The 26,021-nt window shown below is 65.1% G+C and carries 25 protein-coding genes; 15 read left to right on the plus strand and 10 right to left on the minus strand.

What is annotated here, in order from left to right:
- Positions 1-9: 9 nt before the first annotated feature.
- From XI06_RS05855 to XI06_RS05875, 5 genes are all read left to right on the plus strand, one after another.
- Positions 10-774, plus strand: a complete 765-nt coding sequence (locus XI06_RS05855; RefSeq protein WP_237864144.1) for an ATP-binding cassette domain-containing protein — start codon at positions 10-12, stop codon at positions 772-774.
- Positions 774-1,844: an ABC transporter permease gene (locus XI06_RS05860; protein WP_237864143.1), complete on the plus strand. Its 1,071-nt coding sequence runs from the start codon at positions 774-776 to the stop codon at positions 1,842-1,844. Before XI06_RS05855 ends, XI06_RS05860 begins: the two co-directional genes overlap by 1 nt.
- Positions 1,845-1,945: 101 nt before the next feature.
- Positions 1,946-2,878, plus strand: a complete 933-nt coding sequence (locus tag XI06_RS05865) for a sugar-binding protein (RefSeq protein ID WP_271604813.1) — start codon at positions 1,946-1,948, stop codon at positions 2,876-2,878.
- A gap of 92 nt (positions 2,879-2,970) precedes the next feature.
- Positions 2,971-3,951 (plus strand): aldo/keto reductase, encoded by a 981-nt coding sequence (locus XI06_RS05870; protein ID WP_237864141.1) that lies wholly within the window; start codon positions 2,971-2,973, stop codon positions 3,949-3,951.
- A 3-nt stretch (positions 3,952-3,954) separates the two neighbouring features.
- Complete coding sequence (locus XI06_RS05875; RefSeq protein WP_271604814.1) at positions 3,955-4,800, plus strand: amidohydrolase family protein; 846 nt, start codon at positions 3,955-3,957, stop codon at positions 4,798-4,800.
- Positions 4,801-4,878: 78 nt separating this feature from the next.
- Here XI06_RS05875 and XI06_RS05880 read toward each other — a convergent pair whose 3' ends face one another.
- The 4 genes from XI06_RS05880 to XI06_RS05895 all read right to left on the minus strand — a co-directional run bounded on the left by XI06_RS05880 (position 4,879) and on the right by XI06_RS05895 (position 8,461).
- Entirely contained in the window at positions 4,879-5,244 is a 366-nt protein-coding gene (locus XI06_RS05880) for a nuclear transport factor 2 family protein (protein WP_271604815.1), read from the minus strand.
- A 154-nt stretch (positions 5,245-5,398) separates the two neighbouring features.
- Entirely contained in the window at positions 5,399-5,749 is a 351-nt protein-coding gene (locus XI06_RS05885) for a RidA family protein (RefSeq protein ID WP_057742620.1), read from the minus strand.
- A gap of 120 nt (positions 5,750-5,869) precedes the next feature.
- Positions 5,870-6,787 (minus strand): alpha/beta hydrolase family esterase, encoded by a 918-nt coding sequence (locus XI06_RS05890; RefSeq protein WP_271604816.1) that lies wholly within the window; start codon positions 6,785-6,787, stop codon positions 5,870-5,872.
- Positions 6,788-6,790: 3 nt separating this feature from the next.
- Positions 6,791-8,461, minus strand: coding sequence for an FAD-binding dehydrogenase (locus XI06_RS05895; protein ID WP_237864137.1), 1,671 nt, complete (start codon positions 8,459-8,461; stop codon positions 6,791-6,793).
- A gap of 249 nt (positions 8,462-8,710) precedes the next feature.
- Here XI06_RS05895 and XI06_RS05900 point away from each other — a divergent pair, with 249 nt between their 5' ends.
- The 5 genes from XI06_RS05900 to XI06_RS05920 all read left to right on the plus strand — a co-directional run bounded on the left by XI06_RS05900 (position 8,711) and on the right by XI06_RS05920 (position 13,058).
- Positions 8,711-9,232, plus strand: a complete 522-nt coding sequence (locus tag XI06_RS05900; protein WP_237864136.1) for a hypothetical protein — start codon at positions 8,711-8,713, stop codon at positions 9,230-9,232.
- Positions 9,233-9,338: 106 nt separating this feature from the next.
- The gene (locus XI06_RS05905; RefSeq protein ID WP_237864135.1) at positions 9,339-9,533 is read left to right on the plus strand and encodes a hypothetical protein; all 195 of its coding nucleotides are present in this window, start codon (positions 9,339-9,341) and stop codon (positions 9,531-9,533) included.
- Positions 9,534-9,557: 24 nt separating this feature from the next.
- Positions 9,558-10,148: an SCO family protein gene (locus XI06_RS05910; RefSeq protein WP_237864134.1), complete on the plus strand. Its 591-nt coding sequence runs from the start codon at positions 9,558-9,560 to the stop codon at positions 10,146-10,148.
- Positions 10,149-10,252: 104 nt separating this feature from the next.
- Positions 10,253-11,188, plus strand: a complete 936-nt coding sequence (locus XI06_RS05915; protein ID WP_271604817.1) for a transporter substrate-binding domain-containing protein — start codon at positions 10,253-10,255, stop codon at positions 11,186-11,188.
- A 226-nt stretch (positions 11,189-11,414) separates the two neighbouring features.
- Positions 11,415-13,058, plus strand: coding sequence for a lysine--tRNA ligase (locus XI06_RS05920; protein WP_237870786.1), 1,644 nt, complete (start codon positions 11,415-11,417; stop codon positions 13,056-13,058).
- A gap of 196 nt (positions 13,059-13,254) precedes the next feature.
- Here XI06_RS05920 and XI06_RS05925 read toward each other — a convergent pair whose 3' ends face one another.
- Complete coding sequence (locus XI06_RS05925; RefSeq protein WP_237864131.1) at positions 13,255-13,908, minus strand: S24 family peptidase; 654 nt, start codon at positions 13,906-13,908, stop codon at positions 13,255-13,257.
- A gap of 305 nt (positions 13,909-14,213) precedes the next feature.
- Here XI06_RS05925 and XI06_RS05930 point away from each other — a divergent pair, with 305 nt between their 5' ends.
- Together XI06_RS05930 and XI06_RS05935 are read left to right on the plus strand one after the other, a co-directional pair.
- Positions 14,214-14,558 (plus strand): DUF952 domain-containing protein, encoded by a 345-nt coding sequence (locus XI06_RS05930; RefSeq protein WP_237864130.1) that lies wholly within the window; start codon positions 14,214-14,216, stop codon positions 14,556-14,558.
- Positions 14,555-15,652, plus strand: a complete 1,098-nt coding sequence (locus XI06_RS05935; protein ID WP_237864129.1) for a quinone-dependent dihydroorotate dehydrogenase — start codon at positions 14,555-14,557, stop codon at positions 15,650-15,652. The genes XI06_RS05930 and XI06_RS05935 overlap by 4 nt, the downstream gene beginning before the upstream one ends.
- A gap of 127 nt (positions 15,653-15,779) precedes the next feature.
- On the opposite strand, the gene XI06_RS05940 is transcribed toward XI06_RS05935, so the two are convergent.
- The 5 genes from XI06_RS05940 to XI06_RS05960 all read right to left on the minus strand — a co-directional run bounded on the left by XI06_RS05940 (position 15,780) and on the right by XI06_RS05960 (position 21,003).
- A complete protein-coding gene (locus XI06_RS05940; RefSeq protein WP_237870788.1) occupies positions 15,780-17,144 on the minus strand; it encodes an MATE family efflux transporter in 1,365 nt (454 codons plus the stop codon).
- A gap of 1 nt (position 17,145) precedes the next feature.
- Complete coding sequence (locus XI06_RS05945) at positions 17,146-17,880, minus strand: MBL fold metallo-hydrolase (protein ID WP_237870790.1); 735 nt, start codon at positions 17,878-17,880, stop codon at positions 17,146-17,148.
- Between the two features lie 25 nt (positions 17,881-17,905).
- A complete protein-coding gene (locus tag XI06_RS05950) occupies positions 17,906-18,208 on the minus strand; it encodes a DUF6460 domain-containing protein (protein WP_212240614.1) in 303 nt (100 codons plus the stop codon).
- 72 nt (positions 18,209-18,280) lie between these two features.
- Complete coding sequence (locus XI06_RS05955) at positions 18,281-19,969, minus strand: ATP-dependent DNA ligase (RefSeq protein WP_271604818.1); 1,689 nt, start codon at positions 19,967-19,969, stop codon at positions 18,281-18,283.
- Entirely contained in the window at positions 19,966-21,003 is a 1,038-nt protein-coding gene (locus XI06_RS05960; RefSeq protein ID WP_271604819.1) for a ligase-associated DNA damage response exonuclease, read from the minus strand. Before XI06_RS05960 ends, XI06_RS05955 begins: the two co-directional genes overlap by 4 nt.
- A gap of 53 nt (positions 21,004-21,056) precedes the next feature.
- Between XI06_RS05960 and XI06_RS05965 the strand changes: the two genes are divergently transcribed.
- The 3 genes from XI06_RS05965 (at position 21,057) to XI06_RS05975 (ending at position 25,990) form a co-directional block, all read left to right on the plus strand.
- A complete protein-coding gene (locus XI06_RS05965) occupies positions 21,057-21,983 on the plus strand; it encodes a class I SAM-dependent DNA methyltransferase (RefSeq protein ID WP_237870796.1) in 927 nt (308 codons plus the stop codon).
- 119 nt (positions 21,984-22,102) lie between these two features.
- Positions 22,103-23,332 (plus strand): ABC transporter substrate-binding protein, encoded by a 1,230-nt coding sequence (locus XI06_RS05970; RefSeq protein ID WP_237864123.1) that lies wholly within the window; start codon positions 22,103-22,105, stop codon positions 23,330-23,332.
- 93 nt (positions 23,333-23,425) lie between these two features.
- Positions 23,426-25,990: a ligase-associated DNA damage response DEXH box helicase gene (locus tag XI06_RS05975; RefSeq protein WP_271604820.1), complete on the plus strand. Its 2,565-nt coding sequence runs from the start codon at positions 23,426-23,428 to the stop codon at positions 25,988-25,990.
- The last annotated feature ends 31 nt before the right edge of the window (positions 25,991-26,021 follow it).

The following is a 26,021-nucleotide window of genomic DNA, read 5'->3' on the forward strand; positions in this document are numbered from 1 at the left end:
AGGCCGAGCATGACAACCTCTTCCACAAGCGGCCAGCCGGTGCTGGAATTGACCGGGATCGGCAAGGAGTTCGGCGCGATCCGCGCGCTGCATGACGTCGATCTGCATGTCCACCCGGGCGAAGTGGTCGGTCTGATGGGCGACAACGGCGCCGGCAAGTCGACGCTGGTCAAGATCATCGCCGGCAACTTCCGCCCAACCCACGGTGAGATCCGCTTCGACGGCGCCGCGGTCCATTTCAACCGGCCCATCGACGCACGCGCCGTCGGGATCGAAGTCGTCTATCAGGACCTTGCGCTCGCCGACAATCTGACGGCCGCGGCCAACGTGTTCCTCGGCCGCGAGCTCAAGCGCAAATTCGGCCCCCTCGCGCTGCTCGATCACAAGGCGATGGCGGCACGCGCGCTGGATCTGTTCGGCGAGCTGCGCTCGGAAACCAGGCCGCATGATCTGGTCAAGCAGATGTCGGGCGGCCAGCGTCAGGCGGTGGCGATCGCGCGCACGCGGCTGTCCAACGCCAAGCTCGTGATGATGGACGAGCCGACGGCCGCGATTTCGGTGCGCCAGGTCGAGCAGGTGCTCAGCCTGATCCACCGTCTGAAGGAGCAGGGCGTCGCCGTGATGCTGATCTCCCACCGCATGCCCGACGTGTTCGCGGTTTGCGACCGTGTGATCGTCATGCGCCGCGGCGAGAAGCGGGCCGACAAGCCGATCCACGACACGTCCCCCGAGGAAGTCACCGCCCTCATTACCGGCGCGAAGGAGGCGGCGTAATGTCCGTACCCATGGAAAACCCGATCTCCTTCGCCAATGTCGGCCGCAGCAAATGGTGGCACCGCGGCATATTTGCCTCGCAGACCGGCTACGTCCTGCTGGCGCTCGTGGTGCTGATGATCGTGATGCGTTTTGCCAGCCCTTACTTCTTCACCGAGGGCAACATGCAGAACGTGGCGAAGAATTTCTCATTCATCGCCATCGCAACGCTCGGAATCACGTTCGTCATCATCACTGGCGGCATTGACCTCTCCGTCGGCTCGATGATGTGTTTTTCCGCCATGATCACCTCCATGGTCATGGTCGAGCTGTCGACACCAGGATCGTATTTCGTCCACATGGCAGCGGACGGCAAGACGGTCATCGCCAATTTGCCCGGATTGATCCTGGTGATCTCGGTGCTTGCCGGGCTGTTCGCCGCGTTCATCGTCGGGATTATCAACGGCTTCTGCATTGCGGTGCTCGGGCTGTCGCCCTTCGTCACCACGCTCGGCATGCTTTCGATCGTGCGCGGGCTCGCTTATGTGGTCTCGAACGGCCGTGGCAGCTTTCCGGGCGGGCCCGATGCGGATCTGTTCTACGCGTTGACCTCGGGTGACGTATACGGCGTGCCCGCGCCGTTCATCTACCTGATGATCCTCGCCGTGGTGATGGCGGTCGTGCTGCATCATACGACCTTCGGTCGCCACGTCTTCGCGCTCGGCGGCAACGAGAAGGCGGCGGAATTGACCGGCATCCCGGTCGTGCGCGTGAAGATCGAAGTCTATGTGCTCTGCGCGCTCGCCGCCGGCCTGCAAGGCATCATCATCTCGGGCTGGCTGGGATCCGCGCCCGCGAACATGGCGACATCTTACGAGCTCAACGTCATCGCCGCCGCGGTCATCGGCGGCGCCAACCTCGCCGGCGGCCTCGGCGGTCCGTTGGGCGCCATCGTCGGCTGCGTGCTGCTGGAGGTGATCCGCAACGGCCTCGTGCTCGCGCAGGTCAACTCCTACTGGCAGCAGACGCTGGTGGGCGTGATCATCATCCTTGCCGTGCTGGTCGATCGCATTCGCTCGCGCATGACTTAACACTTAACCAGTTACTCCGGCAGGACAACGAAAGATCGTCTATCCGCCTGCCGGGGCATCACATCACAAATGGATAGGCATCACTGTGTGGAGGGAATAGTATGAAGAAGCTTCTGTTGGCCGGCGTGACCATCGCGATGATGGCAACCCCGGCATTTGCCCAGACCTATAAGTTTGCCGTCGTTCCCAAGGCGATGAACAATCCGTTCTTCGACGTGGCGCGTGACGGCTGCCTGAAGCGAGCCAAGGAGCTCGGCAATGTCGAGTGCATCTACAAGGGGCCGATCGAGCACGAGCCGGCGACGCAGGCGCAGATCATCCAGGACTTCATCACCCAGAAGGTGGATGGCCTCGCGATCTCGGTGGCCGACGTTGCGTCCATGACCAAGTCGATTGAGGCTGCGACCGCGGCCGGCATCCCCGTCATCACGTTTGATGCGGACGCGCCGGGCTCCAAGCGCATCGCCTATATCGGCACCAACAACAAGGACTTCGGACTTGCGCTGGGCAAGCAATTGCTGCAGCTCCGGCCCGAGGGCGGCAAATACGCCATGGTCTCCGGTGGCCCGGGTGCGAAGAACCTTGCGGAACGCGTCGATGGCGTCCGCGAGGCGCTCAAGGGCTCGAAGTGGGTCGAGGTGCAGGGTTCGCCGACCTTCTGCAACGACGATTCCGCGCTTGCGGTCCAGCAGATGACGGACTTGCGGACCGCGACGCCGGATCTCGCCGCGATCGTTCCGGTCGGCGGCTGGCCGATGTTCGCGCCTGAGGGCTTCAAGGCCTTCGTCAACAAGAACAAGAAGGAAATCGATAGCGGCAAGCTGACGCTCGTCGTCGCCGATACGCTGAAGATGCAGCTCGAGCTGCTGCGCGACGGCTACTCCAACGCGCTCACCGGCCAGCGCCCGTTCGAAATGGGCGAGAAGTCGATGGACACGTTGCTCGCGATCAAGAAGGGCCAGAAGGTTCCGGAAGTGATCTACACCGGCCTCGACCTCGTGACCAAGGATAACGTCGCCAAGCTGTTGAAGTAGGAACGTTACCAGCCCAACGTTCCTGCGCTACACTCCCTCTCCCGCTCGCGGGGGAGGGAGTGCTACTTTTTGCGCATGGGAAGGACATTGCAATGAAGCGTACGCAGTTGGCTCACGGTCTCGATGTCACTTCAATCGGCCTTGGCTCGGCGCCGCTAGGCGGCCTGTTCTCGGCGGTCAGCGATGCGGACGCGGAGGCGACCGTCGCCAAGGCCTGGTCGCTAGGTGTCCGCTTCTTCGATACCGCGCCGCTCTATGGCTTCGGCCTGGCGGAAGAACGACTAGGTGCTTTCCTGCGGCAACAGCCGCGCGAGTCCTATGCGATCTCGACCAAGGTCGGCCGCTTGCTGCGCACGCCGGACAGTACGACGGTCGAGGACGATCATTTCAAGGACGCGCCTGCGCTGCGGCCGAAATTCGACTTCAGCTATGACGGCGTGATGCGCTCGGTGGAGGAGAGCCTCGACCGCCTCGGGCTAGATCGCGTCGACGTCCTGCTCGTGCATGACCCCGACGATCATTATGATGCCGCCGTCAATGGTGCCTTCCGCGCGCTGATGCGGCTTCGTGACGACGGCACCGTGAAGGCGATCGGTTCCGGCATGAACCAATGCGAAATGCTCACGCGTTTCGCCGAAGCCGTCCCGGTCGACTGCTTCCTGCTTGCCGGCCGCTACACGCTGCTCGACCAGGGCGCGCTGGACGCGCTGTTCCCGGTCTGCGCTGCGAAGAACATCGGCATTCTGCTCGGCGGTATCTACAACAGCGGTATCCTTGCCAATCCGCACACGGGCGCGAAGTTCAACTATGAGGACGCCGGCGCGGCACTCGTGTCGCGCGCGATCGAACTCGACCAGCTCTGCCGCAAGCATGGCACCGAGCTGAAAGCCGCCGCGCTCCAGTTCTGCATGGCCCATCCGGCTGTGACGGTCGCCGTGATGGGCGCGCGCAACGCGAGCGAGGTCGCCGACAATATCGCGATGTCGGAGCGCGCGGTGCCGCAAGCCTTCTGGCAGGAGCTGCGCGCCAAGAACCTCGTGGACGCCCGGGCGCCGCTGCCGGGCGGAGCGTGAGCCATGCCCATCGACGCCCACCAGCATTTCTGGGATCCCGCGCGCGCCGACTACCCCTGGATGATGGCGCCTGAGCTTGCGCCGATCCGCCGCGCCTTCGGCCCCGCCGATCTGGCGCCGCTGCTGCAGGCGAACGGCATCGATGCAAGCATCGTGGTGCAATGCCGCTCGTCGCTCGCGGAGACCGAGGAGTTCTTGGGCGTCGCGCACGCCACGCCCTCCGTCATCGGCGTCGTCGGCTGGGCCGATCTGACCGACGCCGCGCTCGGCGATACCATCGATCGCCTGCGCACCTTGCCGGGCGGCTCAAAGCTGGTCGGCATCCGCCACCAGGTCCACGACGAGGCCGACCCCGATTGGCTGCTGCGCGGCGACGTCCGGCGCGGACTGGCTGACATGTTCGCCCGTGATCTCACCTACGATTTCCTCGTCCGCACCCGCGAGCTGCCTGCCGCGATCGCGACTGCAAAGGCCTTTCCGCAAGCCCGCTTCGTGCTCGACCACGCCGCAAAACCGCCGATCACCGACGGCGGCAGCGCCGAATGGTCCGAGCGCATCGCGACGCTGGCTGCCTGCGACAATGTCTGGTGCAAGGTCTCGGGTCTTGCGACGGAAGCGAAGTGGGATGATTGGGACGCCGAGCGGCTGTTTCCCTTCGTCCAGCACGTCGCGAATTGTTTCGGCGAAGACCGCCTGATCTTCGGCTCGGACTGGCCGGTGTGCCTGCTCGCCGGCGGCTACGGCGAGATCAAGAGCGCGCTGGAGGTGTGCCTGGCGAAGCTCGGGCCGAGCGTGCGCGAGAAGGCATTCGGGGTGAATGCGAAGGCTGCGTATCGGTTGGTAGATTAAGCCGAGCACGAGCCACATCACAGCTGTCGTCCCGGCGAAGACCGGGACGACAGCGGAGTTTGAGGCGATGCTCGTCCCTCATGCGCCCGCGGGCACCTGATCCAGGAATCCCGTGATGCTCCTGATCCGCCCGTCCTTCAGCACGGCGAAATCTGTCCCCTTGATCGGACTGTCGACGCCATCAGGGCCGAGGCCCCATGAGAAGCGGACATGGTCGCCGTAACCGTTGGGCTCGCCGATCAGGCTGAACCTGAAGTCAGGAAAGCGCTGCTGCACGCCCGATATCAAGGCATCGATGCCATCTCGTCCATCGCCCTTCATCAGCGGATCGACATAGCTTGCATCCGTCGTCCAGAACTCGCTGAGCAATTCGCGGCGGCGAACTTGCGCGCGCTCGTTCCAGAGATCGATATAGCGGCGGGCGATGGTGACGTGGTCGCTCATGGTGCTCTCCTGCGATGGCGCCGTTCTGTTTCGGCTGAGCGGACTATCGAAGGTTCGCGCGCAGGGATCGATTACCTCGGAGATCATGTGCCCGCAAAAAAAGAGCGCGATGAGAATCTCATCGCGCTCCGGTCGCATGTTGATGCTGCGCGAATTACTTCGCTGCGGTCACCATGATCTCGACGGTGTACTGCGGCGCGGCCAGCTTGGCTTCGACGGTGGCGCGGGCCGGGGTGTTGCCGGGCGAGACCCAGCCGTCCCACACGGCGTTCATTTCCTGGAACGTCTTCATGTCGGTGATGTAGATCGTGGCCGACAGCAGCTTCGACTTGTCGGTGCCGGCCTTGGCGAGGTGGCCGTCGATGGTCTTCAGGATGTCCTGAGTCTGCTTGGTCACGCTTTCGCCGGCCGCGTTGCTGGCGACGACGCCGGCGAGATAGACGGTGTCGCCGTGCACGACGACCTGGCTCATGCGCGGGCCGGTTTCAAAACGCTGAATGCTCATTTGCGGGATCTCCTTCAGGGAATGGCGGCCCTGTCTAGCGCAGCCCCCCGCGCTGTGCCACCCCCGGTACGCATTTGCGTTGCCCGCCATGCATGAATGGCCGGCGACGCATGCGCTGGTTCACCGAAACCGGCTGAAGAAAGCCCAAATCGTCTCGGCGCCGTCGATATCGCCATTCTGCGGCCCGAGCAGGCCGGTCGCGACCTTCGGGAAACGGGCATCCGGCGCAAAGCCGGGCATGCGGTGCCCGCCGCCGTTGATGCGATAGAGCACGACGTCGTGCCCCGTTGGACAGCGCGAGGAAATCCGCGTGACGGTGGACTGGTCTGCGGGCGCCTTGTCGGGCATGTCCGTCACATCGGCGTCGTCGATCTCGCAGCCATTGAGCTCGCGCCAGAAAGCCACGGTCTTCTCGGTTGACCAGAACCCGTCTGCGGCAAAATAGCTCGATCCGCGTCCGCCCTCGTAGGGGATCAGCGGATCGGCCGTGCCGTTCATGAGCAGCATCGGCAGCGGTCGCGAGGGGTGGCAGGTGACTGCAGACTCATCGGTGAGATTCATGATCACGCTGGCGCCGGCGACAAACAGATCGGCGCGCGCGCAGACCAGCGTCATCACCATGGCGCCGCCGTTGGAGACGCCGGTGACATAGACGCGCTTGGCATCGGCCGTGCCATCGGCCACCAGCCTGTCGACGAGCTTTGCGATGAAGGCGACGTCATCGGTGCCCGGAGGCGGACCACGCAGCTCGGGCCCGGCCTTTGTCCGCGCATCGGCCCAGGCATGGTTGAGGCCATCAGGAAAGACCACGGCAAAACCTTCGCGCTTCGCGACCTGCGGCCACGCCGTCCGCGCGATCATATCGGCGCCGCGCTGGGTCTTGCCGTGGAGCACGACCACGAGCGGCGCCGGCTTCTTCGTGGGCGATTGCACGGTGAAGGAGCGCATCGTGCCATTGACGTCGATCGTATCGGCGGATGCGGATGGCGGTGCTGCGAGGGCCGCAACAAGCAGCAAGATGCGCATCTGCCACCGCATGGTTCAGCCCACCGCTTTCGCCGCGGCGCGGCCGGCATTGCGGCCGGAGAACAGGCAGCCGCCGAGGAAGGTGCCCTCCAGCGAGCGATAGCCGTGCACGCCGCCGCCGCCGAAGCCTGCGGCTTCGCCCACCGCATAGAGCCCGGGAATGACACTTCCCTCGGCGCCGAACACGCGCGAGTCGAGATCGGTCTCGAAGCCGCCCAGCGTCTTGCGGGTGAGGATGTTGAGCTTCACTGCGATCAGCGGTCCCTTCTCCGGATCGAGGATGCGATGCGGCGAGGCGGTGCGGATCAGTCTGTCGCCGATGTAGCGCCGTGCGTTGTGGATGTTCATCACCTGCGCATCCTTGACGTAGGGGTTGGCGATCTCGCGGTCGCGCGCCTCGATCTGCGTCCTGATGTGCTCGAGCTTGAGCAGATCGTTGCCGGCAAGCTTGTTCATGGCGGCGACGAGGTCCTCGAGCTTGTCGCGCACGATGAAGTCGACACCGTGGCTCTTGAACGCCTCCACCGGCGCCGGCGCGCCCTTGTTGGTGGCGCGGCGCAAGGTCATGCGCCAGCTCTTGCCCGTGAGGTCAGGGTTCTGCTCCGACCCCGACAGCGCAAACTCCTTCTTGATGATGGCCTGGGTCAGGACGAACCAGGAATAATCATAGCCAGATGACATGATGTAATTGAGCTGCCCGAGCGTGTCCGAGCCCGGGAACAGCGGCGCCGGCAGCCGGGCGCCGGTGGCGTCGAACCACATCGAGGAGGGCCCGGGCAGGATGCGGATGCCGTGGCGCGGCCAGATCGGATTCCAGTTTTGGATGCCCTCGACGTAATGCCACATGCGGTCGCGGTTGATCAGCCGCGCGCCTGTCTTCTCGGTGATGCCGATCATGCGGCCGTCGACATGCTCCGGCACGCCTGAGATCATGAATCTCGGGGGATCGCCGAGCCGCTTCGGCCAGTTCGCGCGCACCAGGTCATGATTGCCGCCGATGCCGCCGGAGGCGACGATCACGGACTGCGCCTTCAGTGCGAACTCGCCGACGACATTGCGCGACGAGCTCTTGCCGCGCTCGACGTTATCGGCTGCGAGGATCGCGCCGCTGACGCCGTCCACCGTGCCGTTGGTGACGGACAGCGCGTCGACGCGGTGACGGAACTTGAAGACCAGGCGGCCGCTCTTTGCGGCCTCGCGGGCGCGGCGTTCGAACGGCTCGACGATGCCGGGGCCGGTGCCCCAGGTGACGTGAAAGCGCGGCACCGAATTGCCGTGGCCCATCGCGTCATAGCCGCCGCGCTCGGCCCAGCCGACCACGGGGAAGATGCGATGCCCCATCGCGCGCAGCCAGTCGCGCTTCTCGCCGGCGGCGAACGCGACGTAAGCCTCGGCCCATTTCCGCGGCCAGTGATCTTCGTCGCGATCGAAGCCGGCGGTGCCGAGCCAGTCCTGCATCGCGAGCTCAAACGAGTCCTTGATGCCGAGCCGACGCTGCTCCGGCGAATCAACCAGGAATAATCCGCCGAACGACCAGAACGCCTGGCCGCCGAGCGACTGCTCCCCTTCCTGGTCGACCACGATCACGCGCTTGCCGGCGTCGGCGATCTCGGTCGCCGCCACCAGTCCCGATAGTCCTCCGCCGACGACAATGACGTCGGCCTGCTCGGTCGAATGCCCGGCCATGAGTTCCCCCCTGTAGTTGCCCGGAATTGAAGCCAGTTGCCGTAACTGAGATCAAGGGCGTGTCGCGTAAGGCATCGTTAACTTGTTCCACTTTGGGATTGAGGCTGCCTGAGTGCAGCGCGGACGCAACACTGGATTTGAATTTGTTTTGATCGAGCCGGCCTGCCTAGACAAAACCACGGTAACGACCGACGCTAGGCACGCATCACCACCTGACACGCAGATTCGAAACGACTGGGGCGGGGGCCAATGAAGTTTCTGACGGGGTTGCTTGCGGCGGTTTGTTTGATCGCTTGCATGGGGGCGTCTCACGCGGTGGTTCGGATCGCGGATGACCGCGGCGGCCGGATCGGAACCTACGTCGACAAGTACCAGGACCTGCGGCAATCAGGCGACACCGTCATCATCGATGGCCTGTGCGCGTCCGCCTGTACCATCGTCCTCGGCGCCATCCCGCGCGATCGGATCTGCGTCACCTCAAACGCGACCCTCGGCTTCCACGCCGCCTGGGATTTCGGCAGCAACGGCCGCGCCGTCACCAATCCCGAAGCCACCCAGATGCTCTATGCGATGTATCCCTCGCAGGTGAAGCGCTGGATCTCACAGCGCGGCGGCCTCACGCCGCATATGCTGTTCCTGAAAGGCAGGCAGCTTCAGGCGATGTACAAGCCCTGTTACCTCGACGCGCAGGCCTCGGCGATCAAGCCGTCGCGCCGGCCCCTGCCGCAATCTGATCAGCTCGACTCCGCCCGGGGCCAGCTGCTTCACTGACATCGGCTAACGGCATCGTTTTGGCCCGCCGGCGGCGCCTTGCCCGCCGGCGGGCCAAGGCATATCTGAAGGTCTGGAACCCGGGCCCCCCGCCCCGAACCTTGTCATGGCTCAACCAGCGCATCCGGTACGTCAGCTACAGGACAATTCGCCCACTGCCGGGCGCACGCCATCCGTGCTGCTGTGGACGGGGGCCGGCGTCGGTGGGCTTTTGGTGATCGGCGCGCTCGCGCTCTGGTTCCACTACGGCACCCAGGTGTTCTTCGAAATGATCAGGACCGGCTTTGCGGCCTGCTTCTGACCCGCGACAGGAAGTTTTCCGCTCATGAGTTCCACTGCCCGTCCGCTGGTGATCGCGACCGCCTTCGCCTCGAGCCTCGTCGTCGGCCTGCTGGTGCTGTTCTGGGCCATGGGCGGGGTCAGCAAGGTGACGCAGCCGGCGGCGATCGGCGGCCCGTTCCAGCTCACCGACCAGAACGGCAAGGCCGTCACCGAGGCGAGCCTCAAGGGCAAGCCGACCCTGATCTTCTTCGGCTACACCCATTGCCCTGACGTCTGCCCGACCTCGCTGTTCGAGATGTCGGAAGTGCTGCGCGCGATGGGCAAGGATGCCGACAAGGTCAACGCGGTCTTCATCTCGGTCGACCCCGAGCGCGACACGCCCGCCACCATGAAGGACTATCTCTCCAGCTTCGATCCGCATCTCGAAGGCCTGTCCGGCGATCCCGCCGAGACCGCCAAGGTGATCACCTCCTACCGGGTCTATGCCAAGAAGGTCCCGACCAAGGACGGCGACTACACCATGGATCACACCGCGCTGATCTACCTGATGGACCGCGACGGCCGGTTCGTCTCGCCGTTCAACCTGAAGCGGACCCCGGAAGAGGCGGCGGCGGATTTGAAGAAGTATCTCTGAGGGGGCGGGCATGACGGCGGAGTAACCACATTCCGCGCTCGCGTTCCCGGCCGGATGGTCTATAAGGCCTTCCGATCCCAACGAAATTCATTCATTTCCGGCCGATGGCTCCATCGCAACAGGCGAAATCGTCCAAATCTGTCCGTGGCTTGCTGACGGGGCTGGCTGTCGCCGCGTGCCTGTTGGCAAGCATGTCCGGCGCTAGTGCGCAGGCTCCAGCCAAGCAACCCCCCGCGGCGCCCCAGACGACCACCCCGACCGCACCCCAAGCCGCCCCCCAGGCGGTGCCAGGCTTCTGGGATCCGCGGCGGCGCCCGGAGCGGCCGGACCTGTCGCGCCTGACCGTGATCCGCTTTCTGACCGAGACCGACTACCCGCCGTTCAACTTCACCGGCGCTGACGGCAATCCGGCTGGCTTCAACGTCGATCTCGCACGCGCGCTGTGCGAGGAGATCAAGGTCAGCTGTACCGTGCAGATGCGCCGCTTCGAGACGCTGGTCGATGCGCTCACCTCGAACCGGGGCGATGCGATCATCGCCTCCATGGCGGTGAGCCCGCAGCTGCGCGCCCGTGTCGATTTCACCGATCCGTATTACCGCGTGCCGGCGCGCTTCGCCTCGCGCAAGGATGCGGTGATGCCGGAGATCCGGCCCGAATATCTCGAAGGCAAGAAGGTCGGCGTCATCGCGGGCTCCGCGCATGAGGCCTATCTGAAAGCCATGTTCACCGATGCCGAGCTGCACGCCTATCCCAACGACGACGCGCTTCGCGCTGCGCTCCGCAAGGGCGAGGTCGATTTCATCTTCGGCGACGCCATCTCGCTGGCGTTCTGGATCAATGGCACCGACTCAGGCGATTGCTGCGCCTTCTCCGGCGGCCCTTTCGTCGAGAGCCGCTTCTTCGGTGAAGGCATCGGCATCGCCGTGCGCAAGGGGAACGACGTGCTGCGCCAGGCCCTGAACTGGGCCCTGTTTCGCGTCTGGGAAAAAGGCCGCTACACCGACCTGTGGCTGAAGTATTTTTCGGTGAGCCCGTTTTAGCTTCCTCGCCTCTCCCCGCCTGCGGGGAGAGGCGGAATTTGCGAGAGCAAATTCCGGGTGAGGGGGACTCTCCGCGAGTCCAGCTCTCACCGTGATTGTGGAAGCAGTCCCTCACCCCAACCCTCTCCCCGTAAGAACGGGGCGAGGGAGTCAGAGCGGCGATCGTCGCGCCAACTTTTGCATTCTGCCCGGAAATCGCTATTTTCCGCGGCCCGGAGGCCCCTTGATGTCCGTTATCGATCCCAACATGACCCCGAGCGATCTTCGTGCGCTCGCCGAACAATCCAACGCCTGGCCGTTCGAGCAGGCGAAGGCCATTGTCGCGCGGCTCAAGAAGAGCCCGAAGGACGAGGTGTTGTTCGAGACCGGCTACGGTCCCTCCGGCCTGCCGCATATCGGCACGTTCGGCGAGGTCGCGCGCACCTCGATGGTGCGTCATGCCTTCCGCGTGCTGACCGAGGACAAGATCAAGACGCGCCTCTTGGCCTTCTCCGACGACATGGATGGCTTCCGCAAGGTGCCTGACAACGTGCCGAACAAGGATCTGCTGGCGCAATATCTGGGGCGGCCGCTGACGTCGGTGCCGGATCCGTTCTCGAACGAGCATCCGTCGTTCGGCGACGCCAACAATGCGCGCCTGCGCGCGTTCCTGGATCATTTCGGCTTTGACTACGAGTTCGCGAGCTCGACCGTCTATTACAAGTCCGGCCGCTTCGATGCGACGCTGCTGAAGATGCTCGCCGCCTACGACAAGATCATGGACATCATCCTGCCGACGCTTGGGCCCGATCGTCGCGCGACCTATTCGCCGTTCCTGCCCATCAGCAAGACCACGGGCATCGTGCTGCAGGTGCCGATGATCCGCCGCGACGTCGCGGCTGGCACGGTGACCTATGTCGACCCTGACACCAACGAGGAAGTCGAAACGCCGGTCACCGGCGGAAATGTAAAATGTCAGTGGAAGGCCGACTGGGCGATGCGCTGGGTGGCGCTTGGCGTCGACTACGAGATGGCCGGCAAGGACCTGATCGATTCCGTAAAACTGTCCGGCGCCATCGCCCGGGCGCTCGGTGCCACGCCGCCGGAAGGCTTCAACTACGAGCTCTTCCTCGACGAGAAGGGCCAGAAGATATCGAAGTCGAAGGGCAACGGCCTCACCATCGACGAGTGGTTGCGCTACGCCTCGCCGGAATCGCTGTCGCTGTTCATGTATCGCGAGCCGAAGGCGGCGAAGCGGCTGTTTTTCGACGTCATCCCGCGCCAGGTCGACGACTACCAGCAATTCATCGACGGCTTCCCCAGGCAGGATGACAAGCAACAGCTCGGCAATCCGGTCTGGCACATCCACAACGGCAAGCCGCCGCAGGGCGATATGCCCGTCACGTTCCAGCTGCTGCTCACGCTGGTGTCGTCGTCGAACGCGGAAAACGCCGAGACGCTGTGGGGCTTCATCGGCCGCTATCGTCCGGGCGTGTCGCCGCAGACGCATCCTAAGCTGGACGCGATGGTCGGCTACGCCATCAACTACTATCGCGACTTCGTCGCGCCGACGAAGCAGTTCCGCGAGCCGACCGAGGTTGAGCGCGCCGCGTTGCAGGATCTGCGCGATGCGCTCTCGCAGCTTCCGGCGGAGGCCTCGGCCGAGGACATCCAGAACGTCGTCTACGAGATCGGCCGCCGCGAACCATTCCTCGACCAGGTCAAGAAGGGTAAGGACGGTCGCCCGGGCGTGACGCTCGATTGGTTCAACATGCTGTACCAGGTGCTGCTCGGCCAGGAAAAAGGCCCGCGCTTCGGCTCCTTCGTCGCGGTGTACGGCGTGCAGAACGCGGTGAACATGATCGACGGTGCGCTGGCCAGGAGTGCGTGAGGGCGAGTTGCTCGCCGCTCCACACTCCGCTGTCGTCCCGGCGAACGCCGGGACCCATACCGCGTGATCTATCGCGGAATCGCGGTCTTCGTACCGAAGAACGCGTAACTCCTACCCTTCGCAAAACTTCTCCCCGTGGTTATGGGTCCCGGCGTTCGCCGGGACGACACTGGATGCGGGGCGACAGCCTTGCGCCTCACTGGCTCGCCCATACGATCCGTGCGACCCACGCCACATCCCCCGCCGCCATCGCCCGTTCTCCTAGCGTCGCATCGAGCGGCTGCAACTCCAGCGCCTTCGCCGTACGGCGCTTCAGCGTTGCTATCATCATCTCGCCCGCCTTCGTCTTCACCACCACACGGTCCCCCTTGCGGACCGGTGCGCCAGGCGAGACCAGGATGACGTCGCCGTTGCGATAGGCCGGCATCAGCGCGTCCCCGGAAATCTCCAGTGCAAAGGCGCTGATGTCATCACTGGTCGGCAGCGCGATCTCGCTCCAGCCCTTGCCGGACGGAGAGCCCTGCTCGTCGAACGCGCTGTTCGCGCTGGCTTGCGCGAAGCCGAGCAGCGGTATCGTGCGGCCGTCGCCCCTGTCGTCATCGATCAGCCTGGCAAAGATCTCGATCGACGCTTCAGCGGCCGCCAGTGCCTTCGCAATCGATTCGGTGGAGGGCCAGCGCTCGCGGCCATCGGAGGTGACGCGCTTGGACTTGTTGAAGGTGGTGGGGTCGAGCCCGGCCCGCTTGGCAAGACCTGATGGCGACAGTCCGGCGCGCGCGGCCAGCCGGTCCAGCGCGGCCCAGATCTGGTCGTGGGTCAGCATCCTCTGCGCTTTGGCCTGTTTGACCATGGAAGGTCCAGCCCGTCGCAACTCAGGAAAACTATCCTCAAATCAACCGGTTTTCCGTTTTTCGCGCAAGGGGTGTCGGGGAAAGCGTTTTCAAGCGAAGTGGATAGCGGTTCGCGTCCAGAAAACGCGTCAAACCCAGAATCTAGAGCTCCGTTCCGATGAAATCGGAGCGGAAAAGGCTTGAGGTCTTGAGTTCGGGAGGGGCGGCCTTTACGGTCGCGCCGGGTTTTGAGACCCGTACAAGACGAAAAACCCCAAGAGAGTCAAAGAGCTGACTCAGCGAGCAAACAGGGCTCCGGTAAGCGGTGGTCAAGATCTACAAAATCTGTCTGGCCTCGGCCTGGCGCGAAGCGGAACGGCAGGGCGTGTACCGGGGCAGCGCGGACGACGTGCGCGACGGATTCATCCATTTCTCGACCGCGAGCCAGGTGCCTGAGACTCTGCGCAAGCACTATTTCGGCCAGCGCGCGCTGTTCCTGGTCGAGGTCGACGGCGATGCGCTTGGCGCAGGCTTGCGCTGGGAGCGCTCGCGCAATGACGAGCTGTTTCCGCATCTCTATGGCGAGCTTGATCTCGGCGCCGTGCTTGCGGTGATGAACCTCAGCATCCGCTCCGATGGTGGCCACGACACGCCGGAGCTTGCGCCGTGATCCGCGCCTTCGATGCATTCTCACTGCCGGTGCTGCGCTGGCTCGATCCGGAGGACGCGCACCGCCTCGCCATCCAGGGCCTGCGCTTCCTGCCGCCGGTGAAGCCGCGCACCGACGATCCCAAGCTTGCGGTGCGCGCCTTCGGGCTCAACTTCCCGAACCCGATCGGCATGGCCGCGGGCTTCGACAAGAGCGCGGAGGTGCCCGACGCGTTGCTGCGGCTCGGCTTCGGCTTTGTCGAGATCGGCTCGGTGACGCCGAAACCGCAGGCGGGAAATCCGCGGCCGCGGCTGTTTCGGCTCGAGCGCGACGAGGCCGTCATCAACCGCATGGGCTTCAACAATGACGGCGCCGAAGCCGTGCTGCGCCGGCTCGCCGCGCGCGCGGCGAATGGCGGCATCGTCGGCGTCAATGTCGGTGCCAACAAGGACTCGCCCGATCGCGTCGCCGACTACGTCAAGCTGATCGAAACGTTTGCGCCGGTCGCCAGCTATTTCACCGTCAACGTCTCCTCGCCGAACACGCCGGGCCTGCGCAATCTGCAGGAGGGCGCGCTGCTCGACGATCTGCTCGGACGCGTGATCGACGCGCGCGAGCGTGTCAGGCAGAAGGCAGGCGATACGCCGGTGCTGCTGAAGATCGCGCCGGATCTGAGCCTCGCCCAGCTCGACGACGTCGTCCAGGTCGCGCGCTCGCGCAAGGTCGATGGCATGATCGTGTCCAACACGACCATCGCGCGGCCGAGCACGCTGCGCGAGGAGATGCGGGCGAAGGAGCAGGGCGGCCTGTCCGGCCGGCCGCTGTTCCGCCTGTCGACGCGCATGGTCGCGGAGACCTATGTGCGCGTCGAGGGCGCATTCCCGCTGATCGGCGTCGGCGGGGTAGACTCCGGCGGTGCGGCGCTGACCAAGATCCGCGCCGGCGCGAGCCTGATCCAGCTCTATTCGTCGCTGGTCTACAAGGGCCTCGGCCTCGTCGACGAGATCAAGCGCGATCTCACCTCGACGCTGCTGCGCACGGGTCGGGACTCGCTCTCCGAAATTGTCGGCGCCGATGCGGCGACACTGACGGCGGAAGACTGGCCGGGGATCTAGCTTCTTCGCCTCTCCCCGCCTGCGGGGAGAGGCCGGATTGCATCGAAGATGCAATCCGGGTGAGGGGCACTCTCCGCGAATCCAACTCTCACCGCCCTTGCGGAGACTCCCCCTCATCCCGACCTTCTCAGAGCGAGCTCTGTTCGTCTCGTCCCCGCAAGCGGGGAGAAGGAGAAGAAAACGTCGCCCGGTACAGCGCCGGATACCGCGCGCCCTGCAACCCTCCGCGCGCGACATAGAACGCGAGCAGCGCGCACCACAGTCCGGCATTGCCGAACGACTGCAGCGCCCACCACACGCCTAGGAAGATCGCGAGCGAAGCCAGCATCAGATTGCGCATCTCGCGCGCCCAGGTGGCACCGACATAGATGCCGTCGAAGCCGAACGCGAACACGCCGGGGATCGGCGCCAGCACGATGAACGGCAGGAACTCGCGCGCCGCGCGGCGGACATCCTCGCTCGCGGTCATGAAGTTGATGATACCAGGCCCGAACAGCGCGAACAGCACCGCGACGACCAGCGCGAAGCCGAGACCCCACAGCAGCACCAGCCGGGTCGAATCCGCAAAGCCCTTGGCATCGCGCGCGCCGAAAGTGCGGCCGCAGAGCTGCTGGGCGGCATTGGCGAGGCCGTCGAGGAAGAACGCGCTGACCAGCAGGAAATTGTTGAGCACGGAGTTCGCGGCCAGCGTCACGTCACCGGCGCGCGCGCCCTTGGCGGTGAAGAACAGGAATACGGTGATCAGCGCCGCAGTGCGGATCATGATGTCGGAATTGACCGCCAAGAGGCGCATCAGCTTGGCGCGGTCGAACAGCGTCGCGCGGGGCACGGCAAAGCCGCCATAGGCATAGCGCCGGCAGACGATGACGCCGAGGGCGAAGCCGATGCCCTCCGACAGCAGCGCGGCGATCGCCGCACCCGCGATGCCGGTGTCGTAGACCAGCACCAGCAGGATCGTCGCCGCCATGTTGATGAGGTTGATGACGACCTGGACCGCGAGCGCCGGATTGGCGCGGGCCTGTCCGACCAGCCAGCCGAGGATGACGTAGTTGGCGAACGCGAAGGGCGACGACCAGATCCGGATCATGAAATAGGTTTTTGCGGCGTGCGTCACGCCCGCGCTGCCGCCCATCAGATCGAACAGCACGCCGGCCAGCGGCAGTTGCAGCACGATCAGCGCACCGCCGATCAGGCCGGCGACGATGAAGCCGCGCACCAGGATCACGGTCTCTTCGCGCGTCTCGCCGGCGCCGAGCGCCTGCGCGGTGAAGGCGAGCGTGCTCATGCGCAGGAAGCCGAACAGCCAGAACAGGCAGTCGAAGATGACAGAGGCCATCGCGACACCGCCAAGCAGAGCGGCATCGTCGAGCCGGCCGATCGCAGTGGTCGAGACCACGCCGATCAGCGGCGTGGTGAGGTTTGCGACCATCGCGGGACCGGCGATGGCGAAGACCTGGCGGGAGCCGACCCTGGGATGGACGGGCGCGTGCATGTCAGAACACCAGCACCATGCCGTCTTCGGCCGCCAGATGCTCGATCGCGTCGAGACGCGACAGCACGTCGTCGCTCATATGGGTGAGCACGAGACGTTTGGCGCCAATGGTAGGAAGATGCTGTTCCAAGGTCTTCAGGCTGAGATGGTTCTTGACCACCTTCTCGTACATATAGGCCTCGGCGATGAAAAGGTCCGCGCCATGCGCCAGCGGAATGAGTGTATCAGTCCATTCGGTGTCGGCGCTGTAGGCGAGCGTGCGCCCCTCGGCCTCGACTCGGTAGGCGAGGAACGGCCCGCCGGATTCGCCGTGCACGACGGCGTAAGGCGTCACATTGACTGCGCCGAAGCTCTGGCTTTGTCCGGGGACGAGTTCGACCAGGTTCAGCTCGAAACGGTGCTTGGTCTTGGAGGAGTGCTCGAACAGCACTTCCATCGCCTGGGCGAGCCGTGTCTCGATGCCTTGCGGGCCTGCGATCGTCAGCGGTCGTGTCCGCCGCGAGAATTGCGCGTCGAGCAGAAAGAACGGCAGCCCGGCAAAATGGTCGCCGTGGAAATGCGTGATGAGGATGAGGTCGATCTCGTTGCGCTCGATCTCGAGCCGCTTCAGCGCCGGCAAAGCCGACGCGCCGCAATCGATCAGGAAATTGGCTTCGCGCCCCGAGACGTGAAAGCAGGTGTTGAGCCTGCCACCGGAGCCGAAGGCGTCGCCGCAGCCGACAAAACGCAGTTGCATCGGCCGCTAGCCTCCTGAGCCAGACTTAGCGTCGCGGTGAACCGAAGATGCGCGACAGCAGCCAGATCGGGATCACGATGACGGCGCCGAGCAGGAAGTAGCGCCACAGCCAGTTCACGGCATCGAAGCCGAGATCCCAGATGCGCTGGAACAGCAGGCGAATGCTGATGAGGATGTTCCACGGATCGAAGCCGATCGCCGCCAGCACGACGCCAACCAGGATCGAGAGCAGCACCAGGCGAAACGCGACCGCCAGCGGCGAGCCGCCGAGAAAGCGGTGCAGGCCATCGCTGTGGCCCGCCGGCAAATCTCTGACGTCTTGGACCATCTCAAACTCCTCGTGGGGATTCGCCCCGATTATAGGTCACGGCGGGGGACATGGGGAACCCGCAATGGGCCGTCAATGACCGTCGGCGGACGCCGCAACCTTAATTGTTGGTAGGGATTCGTCCGCTTTCAGCATTTTTTCCAGCGTCTCCAGCCGGTCGGCCTCCCGCGGCGGCTTGTCCCAGCGCAGGCGGCTGATGCGGGGAAAACGCATGGCGACGCCGGATTTGTGCCGCGGCGAGCGCTGCAGGCCCTCGAACGCGACCTCCAGCACCAGCCCCTTGTCCGCTTCGTGCACGACATGACGGACGGGGCCGAATTTTTCCGTGGTGTTGCGGCGGACGAAGCGGTCGATCTGCAGCAGCTCCTCGTCGGTGAAGCCGAAATAGGCTTTGCCGACCGGCACCAGCTCGTCGCCATTCTCGGTCTCGGTCCAGACGCCGAAGGTGTAGTCGGAGTAGTAGGACGAGCGCTTGCCGTGGCCGCGCTGCGCATACATCAGCACCGCGTCGATGATGTGCGGATCGCGCTTCCACTTCCACCACTGGCCTTTCGGCCGTCCCGGCAGATAGGGCGCATCGCGCCGCTTCAGCATCACGCCCTCGACGGCGTCGGCATCCTCGCCCGCGCCGGCGCTCGCGGGATCGGCGCGGGCAGCAGTGAGCGCGTCCCAGCTTGCGAAGGGGACGGTGGGTGAGAGATCGATGCGCGGGTCGCCAAGCTTTGCGATGAAGGTCTCCAGCCGCTCGCGCCGGTCAGCAAACGGCAGCTCGCGCAGATCGTTCTCGTCGTCGCCGAGCAGATCATAGGCGCGCAGATGGATCGGAAATTCCTTGATCAGCTTTGGCGAGACGATCTTGCGGTTGAGCCGCTGTTGCAGAACGTTGAAGCTCTGCACGCGCCCTTCGCGCAGGATCAGCAGCTCGCCATCGATTGCGCCCGGCAGGCGCAGCGACGGCACCAGATCCGGAAAGCTGCCGGTGATGTCTTCGCCGGTACGCGAATAGAGCCGCGCAGTGATGTGCCCATGGTCGTCGCGGCCGGCGACCGCCTGCACGCGGATGCCGTCCCATTTCCATTCGGCGATGTAGTCGGCGGGATCGAGGCTCGCGAAATCACTGTCCTCGATCGCATGCGCGAGCATGACCGGGCGGAACGGCGCGGGGTCGCGATTGACAGGCTTTTCCGCGCGGCCTTCCAGCCAGGCGAACAGATCGAGATAGGGTGGCGCGAGGCCCGGCCAGATCAGCTCGACCTCATGCGGATCCTTGCCGCCGAGCGCGGCGGCCGCGGTCTTGGCCAGACGCGCGGAAATGCCAATGCGCATGGCGCCAGTGACGAGTTTCAACAGCGCCCAGCGGCCGGTCTCATCCAGCTCGTCGAGCCAGCGCTCGAGCTGCTTCGGCAGCTCGCTCTTGCCGAGCGTGCGGAGCGTGGTGACGACCTCGGTGAGGGTAGGGGGAGGCGGGTTGTTGTGGGCCGCCATCGCGGCCTTCGGCCACATCAGCGCCACCGTCTCGGAGAGATCTCCGACATAGTCGTAACTCAGCCCAAACAGCACCTCATCGGTGCGCGCGGCAATGAGGTCGCGGATCAGCGCGGGCTTGGCGTGCTTGAAGCTGAGCGCGCCGGTGAGTGCGGCCAGCGCGTAGCCGCGGTCGGGATCGCCGACCTCGCGGAAATAGCCTTGCAGCAGCCGCAGCTTGTTGTTGCGGCCGGGCTCGTAGGCGAGGCGGTCGAGCAACTCGGCGAAGCGGTTCATGCTTCGGCCTCGCCTGGAGCTGGCGGCTCGCTCTCCTCTTCCTCGCCATAGCCGACGAGATCGAGCGGCCGCGCGCGCAGGCCTTGCGTCTTGCACCAGTGCACCAGCGCATCTTCCTGACCGTGGGTGACCCAGATCTCGCCGGCGCCGGTCGCCGCGATGGTCGCGGTGAGGCCGTCCCAATCGGCATGATCGGAGATCACCAGCGGCAGTTCGACACCGCCCTGCCGCGCGCGGGCGCGCACGCGCATCCAGCCCGAGGCGAAGGCAGTGACGGGGTCGGGGAAGCGCCGGGCCCAGATATCCGACGTCGCCGACGGCGGAGCCAGCGTGATGGTGCCGGCGAGTGCCGCCTTCTTCATGCCCATCACCGGCCGCAGCTCGCCGAGATCGATGCCGCGGCTCTGATAGTACTCGGTGATCTTCTCCATCGCCCCATGCAGATAGATCGGCGCGTCATAGCCGGCCTTGCGCAGCAGTGCGATCACGCGCTGGGCCTTGCCGAGCGAATAGGCGCCGACGAGATGCGCGCGCTCGGGAAACAGCGCGACGGAGGCCAGCAGCTTTTTCACCTCGTCGCTCGCATCGCCATGGCGAAACACCGGCAGCCCAAAGGTGGCCTCGGTGATGAAGACGTCGCAGGGCACCAGCTCGAACGGGACGCAGGTGGGGTCCGGCGCATCCTTGTAGTCGCCTGATGCGACGATGCAGGTGTCCTTGCAGGTGACCGCGATCTGCGCCGAGCCGAGCACATGGCCGGCGGGGTGGAATTTCACGCGGGTATCGCCGAGTCGGATCTCTTCGCCATAGCTGATGACCTGCGTCGATCCGGCAAAATTCTCGCCATAGCGCAGCCGCATCATGTCGAGCGTTTCCTGCGTCGCCAGCACGGCGCCATGACCGGCGCGAGCGTGGTCGGAATGGCCGTGGGTGATCAAGGCACGCTCGACCGGGCGGACAGGGTCGATATGGAAGCCGCCGGGCTTGCAGCACAGGCCGTCAGCAGTTGGCAGCAGGATGTCTTGCGGGCGCATGCCCTGCTATATAGGTCGCTCGACCGCATCTTCGAGTCATCACCTGGTTCCCAATGCCGCTCCGCCTGTTCCTGACCTCCGGCGATCTCATGGCCGACCGCCGTTTCGAGTTCGCGCGCGACCTCCAGCTCAAGGGCGATCTGCCCGCCGCCGCCGATCTCCTGGAGCAGGCGATCGAGCTCGCGCCAAATTTCACCTCGGCCTGGTTCACGCTCGGCGAGATCCGCCAGCAGCTCGGCGAGCGCGACAAGGCGATCGCGGCGTTCCGAGAAGCGCGGCGATCCGACCCCGAGGATCAGCACGGCGCCGGCCTGCATTTGATGCGGCTCGGTGACGCCGAGATGGCGGAGATGCCCAAGGCCTATGTGCAGGCGCTGTTCGATCAATACGCGCCGCGCTTCGAGCACGCGCTGATCAACGATCTCGGCTATCGCGCCCCTAGCGTGATCTTCAAGGCCGTGCTGGCCGCGCGCGTCGCTGCCAAGAAGCCTGCCTTCTTCAAGCGCACCATCGATCTCGGCTGCGGCACTGGCCTTGCGGCGGCGGCTTTTGCAAAACAGGTCGACCATTTCATCGGCATCGATCTGTCATCAGGCATGATCAAGGAGGCGCGCGCCACCGGGCTCTATGCCGAGCTCGAGGTCGCCGACATGATCGAGGGCCTGCGCACCAAGCCCGACGGAAGCGCGAACCTCGTCGTTGCCGCGGATGCGTTCGTCTATCTCTCCGATCTCGCGCCTGTGCTCACCGAGGCCAAGCGCGTGCTCGTCTCCGGCGGCGTGCTCGCCTTCACGCTGGAGACGCATGACGGCGATGGCATCGTGCTCGGCGAAGGCCTGCGCTATGCCCATTCGGCGGAATATGCGCGGGGTGCGATTGCGAAGGCCGGGCTGAAGCTGCTCACGCTGGAGCCGTGCTCGCCGCGCAACGAGAACAACGAGCCGGTGCGCGGCCTCGTCATCGTCGCCGAGAAAACTTGAGTCTAGGCGCTAAACGCCCGGCAATTTAAGCGTCATTGCGTCGCAAACCGACGACTTCCTGCTTGCGAGCTGCGCTGCGTTCCCAGCACAATGCGCGCACCAGGGAGAGAGACAAAACAATGACCAAGAATCCATCGCGCCGTGATGTCAGCGCCGCCGCATTCGCCACCATCGCCGCATCCGTTCTGCCGGCGCCTTACGTCTGGGCCGCGGAGAAGAAATACGATTCCGGCGCCAGCGACACCGAGATCAAGATCGGGCAGACCGTGCCGCATTCCGGCCCCGGCTCGCTCTACGGCGTGCTCGGGCGCGTCGGCGAGGCCTATTTCCAGATGCTCAACGAAGGCGGCGGCATCAACGGACGCAAGGTCAACTTCCTCACGCTCGACGACGCCTACAGCGCGCCGAAATGCGTCGAGGCGACGCGGCGCCTGGTCGAGCAGGAGGAGGTGCTGGCGCTCTACGGCTCGCTCGGCACAGCGCCGCAGACCGCCGTGCACAAATATCTGAACTCCAAGGGCGTGCCGCAGCTGCTGCTCAACACCGGCGCCTCGAAGTGGAATAACCCGAAAGAGTTCAAATGGACGATGGCGGGCCTGCCGCTGTATCCGACCGAAGCGCGCATCCTGGCGCGGCATGTCGTTGGCGTGAAGCCGAATGCCAAGATCGGCATCCTCTACCAGAACGACGATTTCGGCCGCGACTTCCTTGGGCCCTTCAAGAAGGTGCTGGCCGATGCCGGCGGCACTGCCCAGGTGATCATGGAGCAGACCTACGATCTCACCGATCCGACGGTCGATTCCCAGCTGATCAATCTCTCCAAATCCGGCGCCGACGTTTTCTACAACATCTCCACCGGCAAGGCGTCGTCGCAGTCGATCCGGAAAGTGGCTGAACTCGGCTGGAAGCCGCTGCAGCTGCTCTCGGCCGGCTCGACCGGCAAATCCATCCTCAGTGCCGCCGGCTTCGAAAATGCCAAGGACATCGTCTCGATCAGCTATGCGAAGGATGCCGGGCCCGGCCGTTGGGAAAAGGATGCGGGCCCCATGGCGTTCGAGGAGCTGCGCAAGAAATATCTGCCGAATATCGCGCCCGACAACACCATCGCCTATGCCGGCTACGGCCAGGCCGTCACCATGGGCGAGATCCTGCGCCGCTGCGGCGATGAGCTGACGCGGGCCAACGTGCTGAAGCAGGCATCGAACCTCAACGGCTTCCACTCGCCCTTCTTCCTCGACGGCGTCACTTACAGCTACACGCCCGACGACTACACGCCGATGAAGACGCTGTTCATCCAGGTCTTCAACGGCAAGGACTGGGAGGTCTCGGACAAGCCGGTGGTGGAGTAGGCGCTCCTCTCTCTTCCCTCTCCCCGCCGGCGGGGAGAGGGAAGGAAGTCCCACCCCTCGACGAACCCTGTCCCACGGCTTACCTCTTACGCCGTGCCGCCCCGCATCCTCAAAATCCCGGCCGAGCCGGCCGCGCTGCTGCCCGACCGCTTCCAGCAATGGTTCGCGGCCCGCGGCTGGTCGCCGCGCGAGCATCAGCTCGCGCTGCTGGCGAAGGCGCGCGAGGACCGTTCGGCACTGCTGATCGCGCCGACCGGCGCCGGCAAGACGCTGGCGGGATTCTTGCCGACGCTGGTGGAATTGAGCACTGCGCCGACTTCTCCCGCGAAATCCGTCGTCTCCACCGGCCGCAGCGTACAGCGCAGCGCCGGCCTGCACACCCTCTACATCTCGCCGCTGAAAGCGCTCGCCGTCGACATCGCCCGCAATCTGGAGCGGCCGATCGCGGAGATGAACCTGCCGATCAAGGTCGAGACCCGCACCGGCGACACGCCGGTGTCGCGCCGCCAACGACAGCGGCGCTATCCGCCTGATGTCCTGCTGACCACGCCCGAGCAGCTCGCGCTGCTGCTCTCCTCGGATGACGCACCGTTTTTGTTTTCCTCGCTCAAGCGCATCGTGCTCGACGAGCTGCACGCGCTGGTGACGTCGAAGCGCGGCGATCTCTTGTCACTCGGCCTTGCGCGGCTGTGGCGCCTCGCGCCGCAGATGCGCGCGATCGGCCTGTCGGCGACCGTGGCCGAGCCGGACCAGCTCGCGCGCTTCCTGGTGCCGCAGCCCGAGGGCAAGGAGCGAGCGGCCGACATCGTCGTCGCCGGCGGCGCCGCGCCGCCGGAGGTCGAGATGCTCGACACGCGCGAGCGGTTGCCCTGGGCCGGCCACAGCGCGCGTCACGCGCTCCCTGAAATCTACGAGCTGATCAAGCAGAACAAGACCACGCTGGTTTTCGTCAACACCCGCAGCCAGGCCGAGATGCTGTTCCAGAATCTCTGGAGCATGAACGACGACGGCCTTGCCATCGCGCTGCATCACGGCTCGCTCGACGTCGCCCAGCGTCGCAAGGTCGAGGATGCGATGTCGGCGGGGCGCCTGCGCGGCGTGGTCTGCACCTCCTCGCTCGATCTCGGCGTCGACTGGGGCGACGTCGATCTCGTCGTCAATATCGGCGCGCCCAAGGGTTCCTCGCGCCTGATGCAGCGTATCGGCCGCGCCAACCACCGCCTCGATGAAGCCTCGCGCGCGGTTCTGGTGCCCGCAAACCGCTTCGAGGTGCTGGAGTGCCGCGTCGCCATCGACGCCATCGCGGAGAATGCGCAGGACACGCCGCCCTTGCGCACCGGCGCGCTCGACGTGCTGGCCCAGCACGTGCTCGGCTGCGCCTGTGGCGAGCCGTTCCTCTCCGATGAACTCTATGCCGAGGTTCGCACCGCCGCGCCTTACGCCGACCTGTCGCGGCAGGATTTCGACGACGTCGTCGATTTCGTCGCTTCCGGCGGTTACGCGCTGAAGACCTATGAGCGCTTCGCCCGCATCAAGCAGGACAAGCAGGGACGCTGGCGGGTTGCCAACCCAAAGGTACGGCAGAGCTACCGGATGAATGTCGGCACCATCGTCGAGGACGATATGCTGAAAGTGCGGCTGGTGCGTTCGCGCGGTAGCGGTCGCGGCTCCACGGGTGTGATCGCGCGTGGCGGCCGTCTGCTCGGCGAGATCGAGGAGGCCTTCATCGAAGGACTCTCGCCCGGCGACACCTTCGTGTTCTCAGGCGAGGTTGTGCGCTACGAGACCCTGGTCGAGGATCAGGTCTATGTCTCGCGCGCGCATGACAAGGACCCGAAAGTGCCGTCCTATATGGGCGGAAAATTCCCGCTCTCGACTTATCTCGCCGAACGCGTCCGCCGTCTGCTCGATGACTTCAGGGCGTGGAAAGCCTTGCCGGAGCAGGTGCGCGACTGGCTGTCGCTGCAAAAGGACGTCAGCCGAGTGCCCGCCGTGCGCGAGCTGCTGGTCGAAAGCTTCCCGCGCGCCAACAAGCATTACATCGTCTGCTATCCCTTCGAAGGCCGCCTCGCGCACCAGACCCTCGGCATGCTGCTGACGCGCCGGCTGGAGCGCGCCCGCGCCCGGCCGCTCGGCTTCGTCGCCAACGAATATGCGGTGGCGATCTGGGGGCTTGGCGATCTCTCCTCCATGATCAGGGATGGCCGCATCGATCTCAACGCGCTGTTCAATCCTGATATGCTCGGTGATGACCTCGAGGCCTGGCTCGCCGAATCCGCGCTGATGAAGCGCACCTTCCGCAATTGCGCGATCATCTCCGGCCTGATCGCGCGCCGCCACACCGGCGAAGAGAAGAGTCGTCGCCAGGTGCTGTTCTCGACCGACCTCGTCTACGATGTGCTGCGAAAGCACCAGGCCGACCACGTGCTGCTGCGCGCCGCGCGCGCGGATGCTGCCACCGGCCTGCTCGATCTGCGCCGCCTGAGCGACATGCTGATGCGCATCCAGGGCCGCATCACCCACCGGGAACTCGATCATGTCTCCCCGCTCGCCGTCCCCGTGATGCTGGAAATCGGCCGCGAGTCAGTTTATGGCGAAGCTGCAGACGAGCTGTTGGCGGAAGCCGCCAACGAGCTGGTCAAGGAAGCGATGGGATAGAGCAGGTTTTGACGTGACGGTGGGTGCGCTG

This window comes from Bradyrhizobium sp. CCBAU 11434 (assembly GCF_028128895.1).
Classification (GTDB): domain Bacteria; phylum Pseudomonadota; class Alphaproteobacteria; order Rhizobiales; family Xanthobacteraceae; genus Bradyrhizobium; species Bradyrhizobium zhengyangense.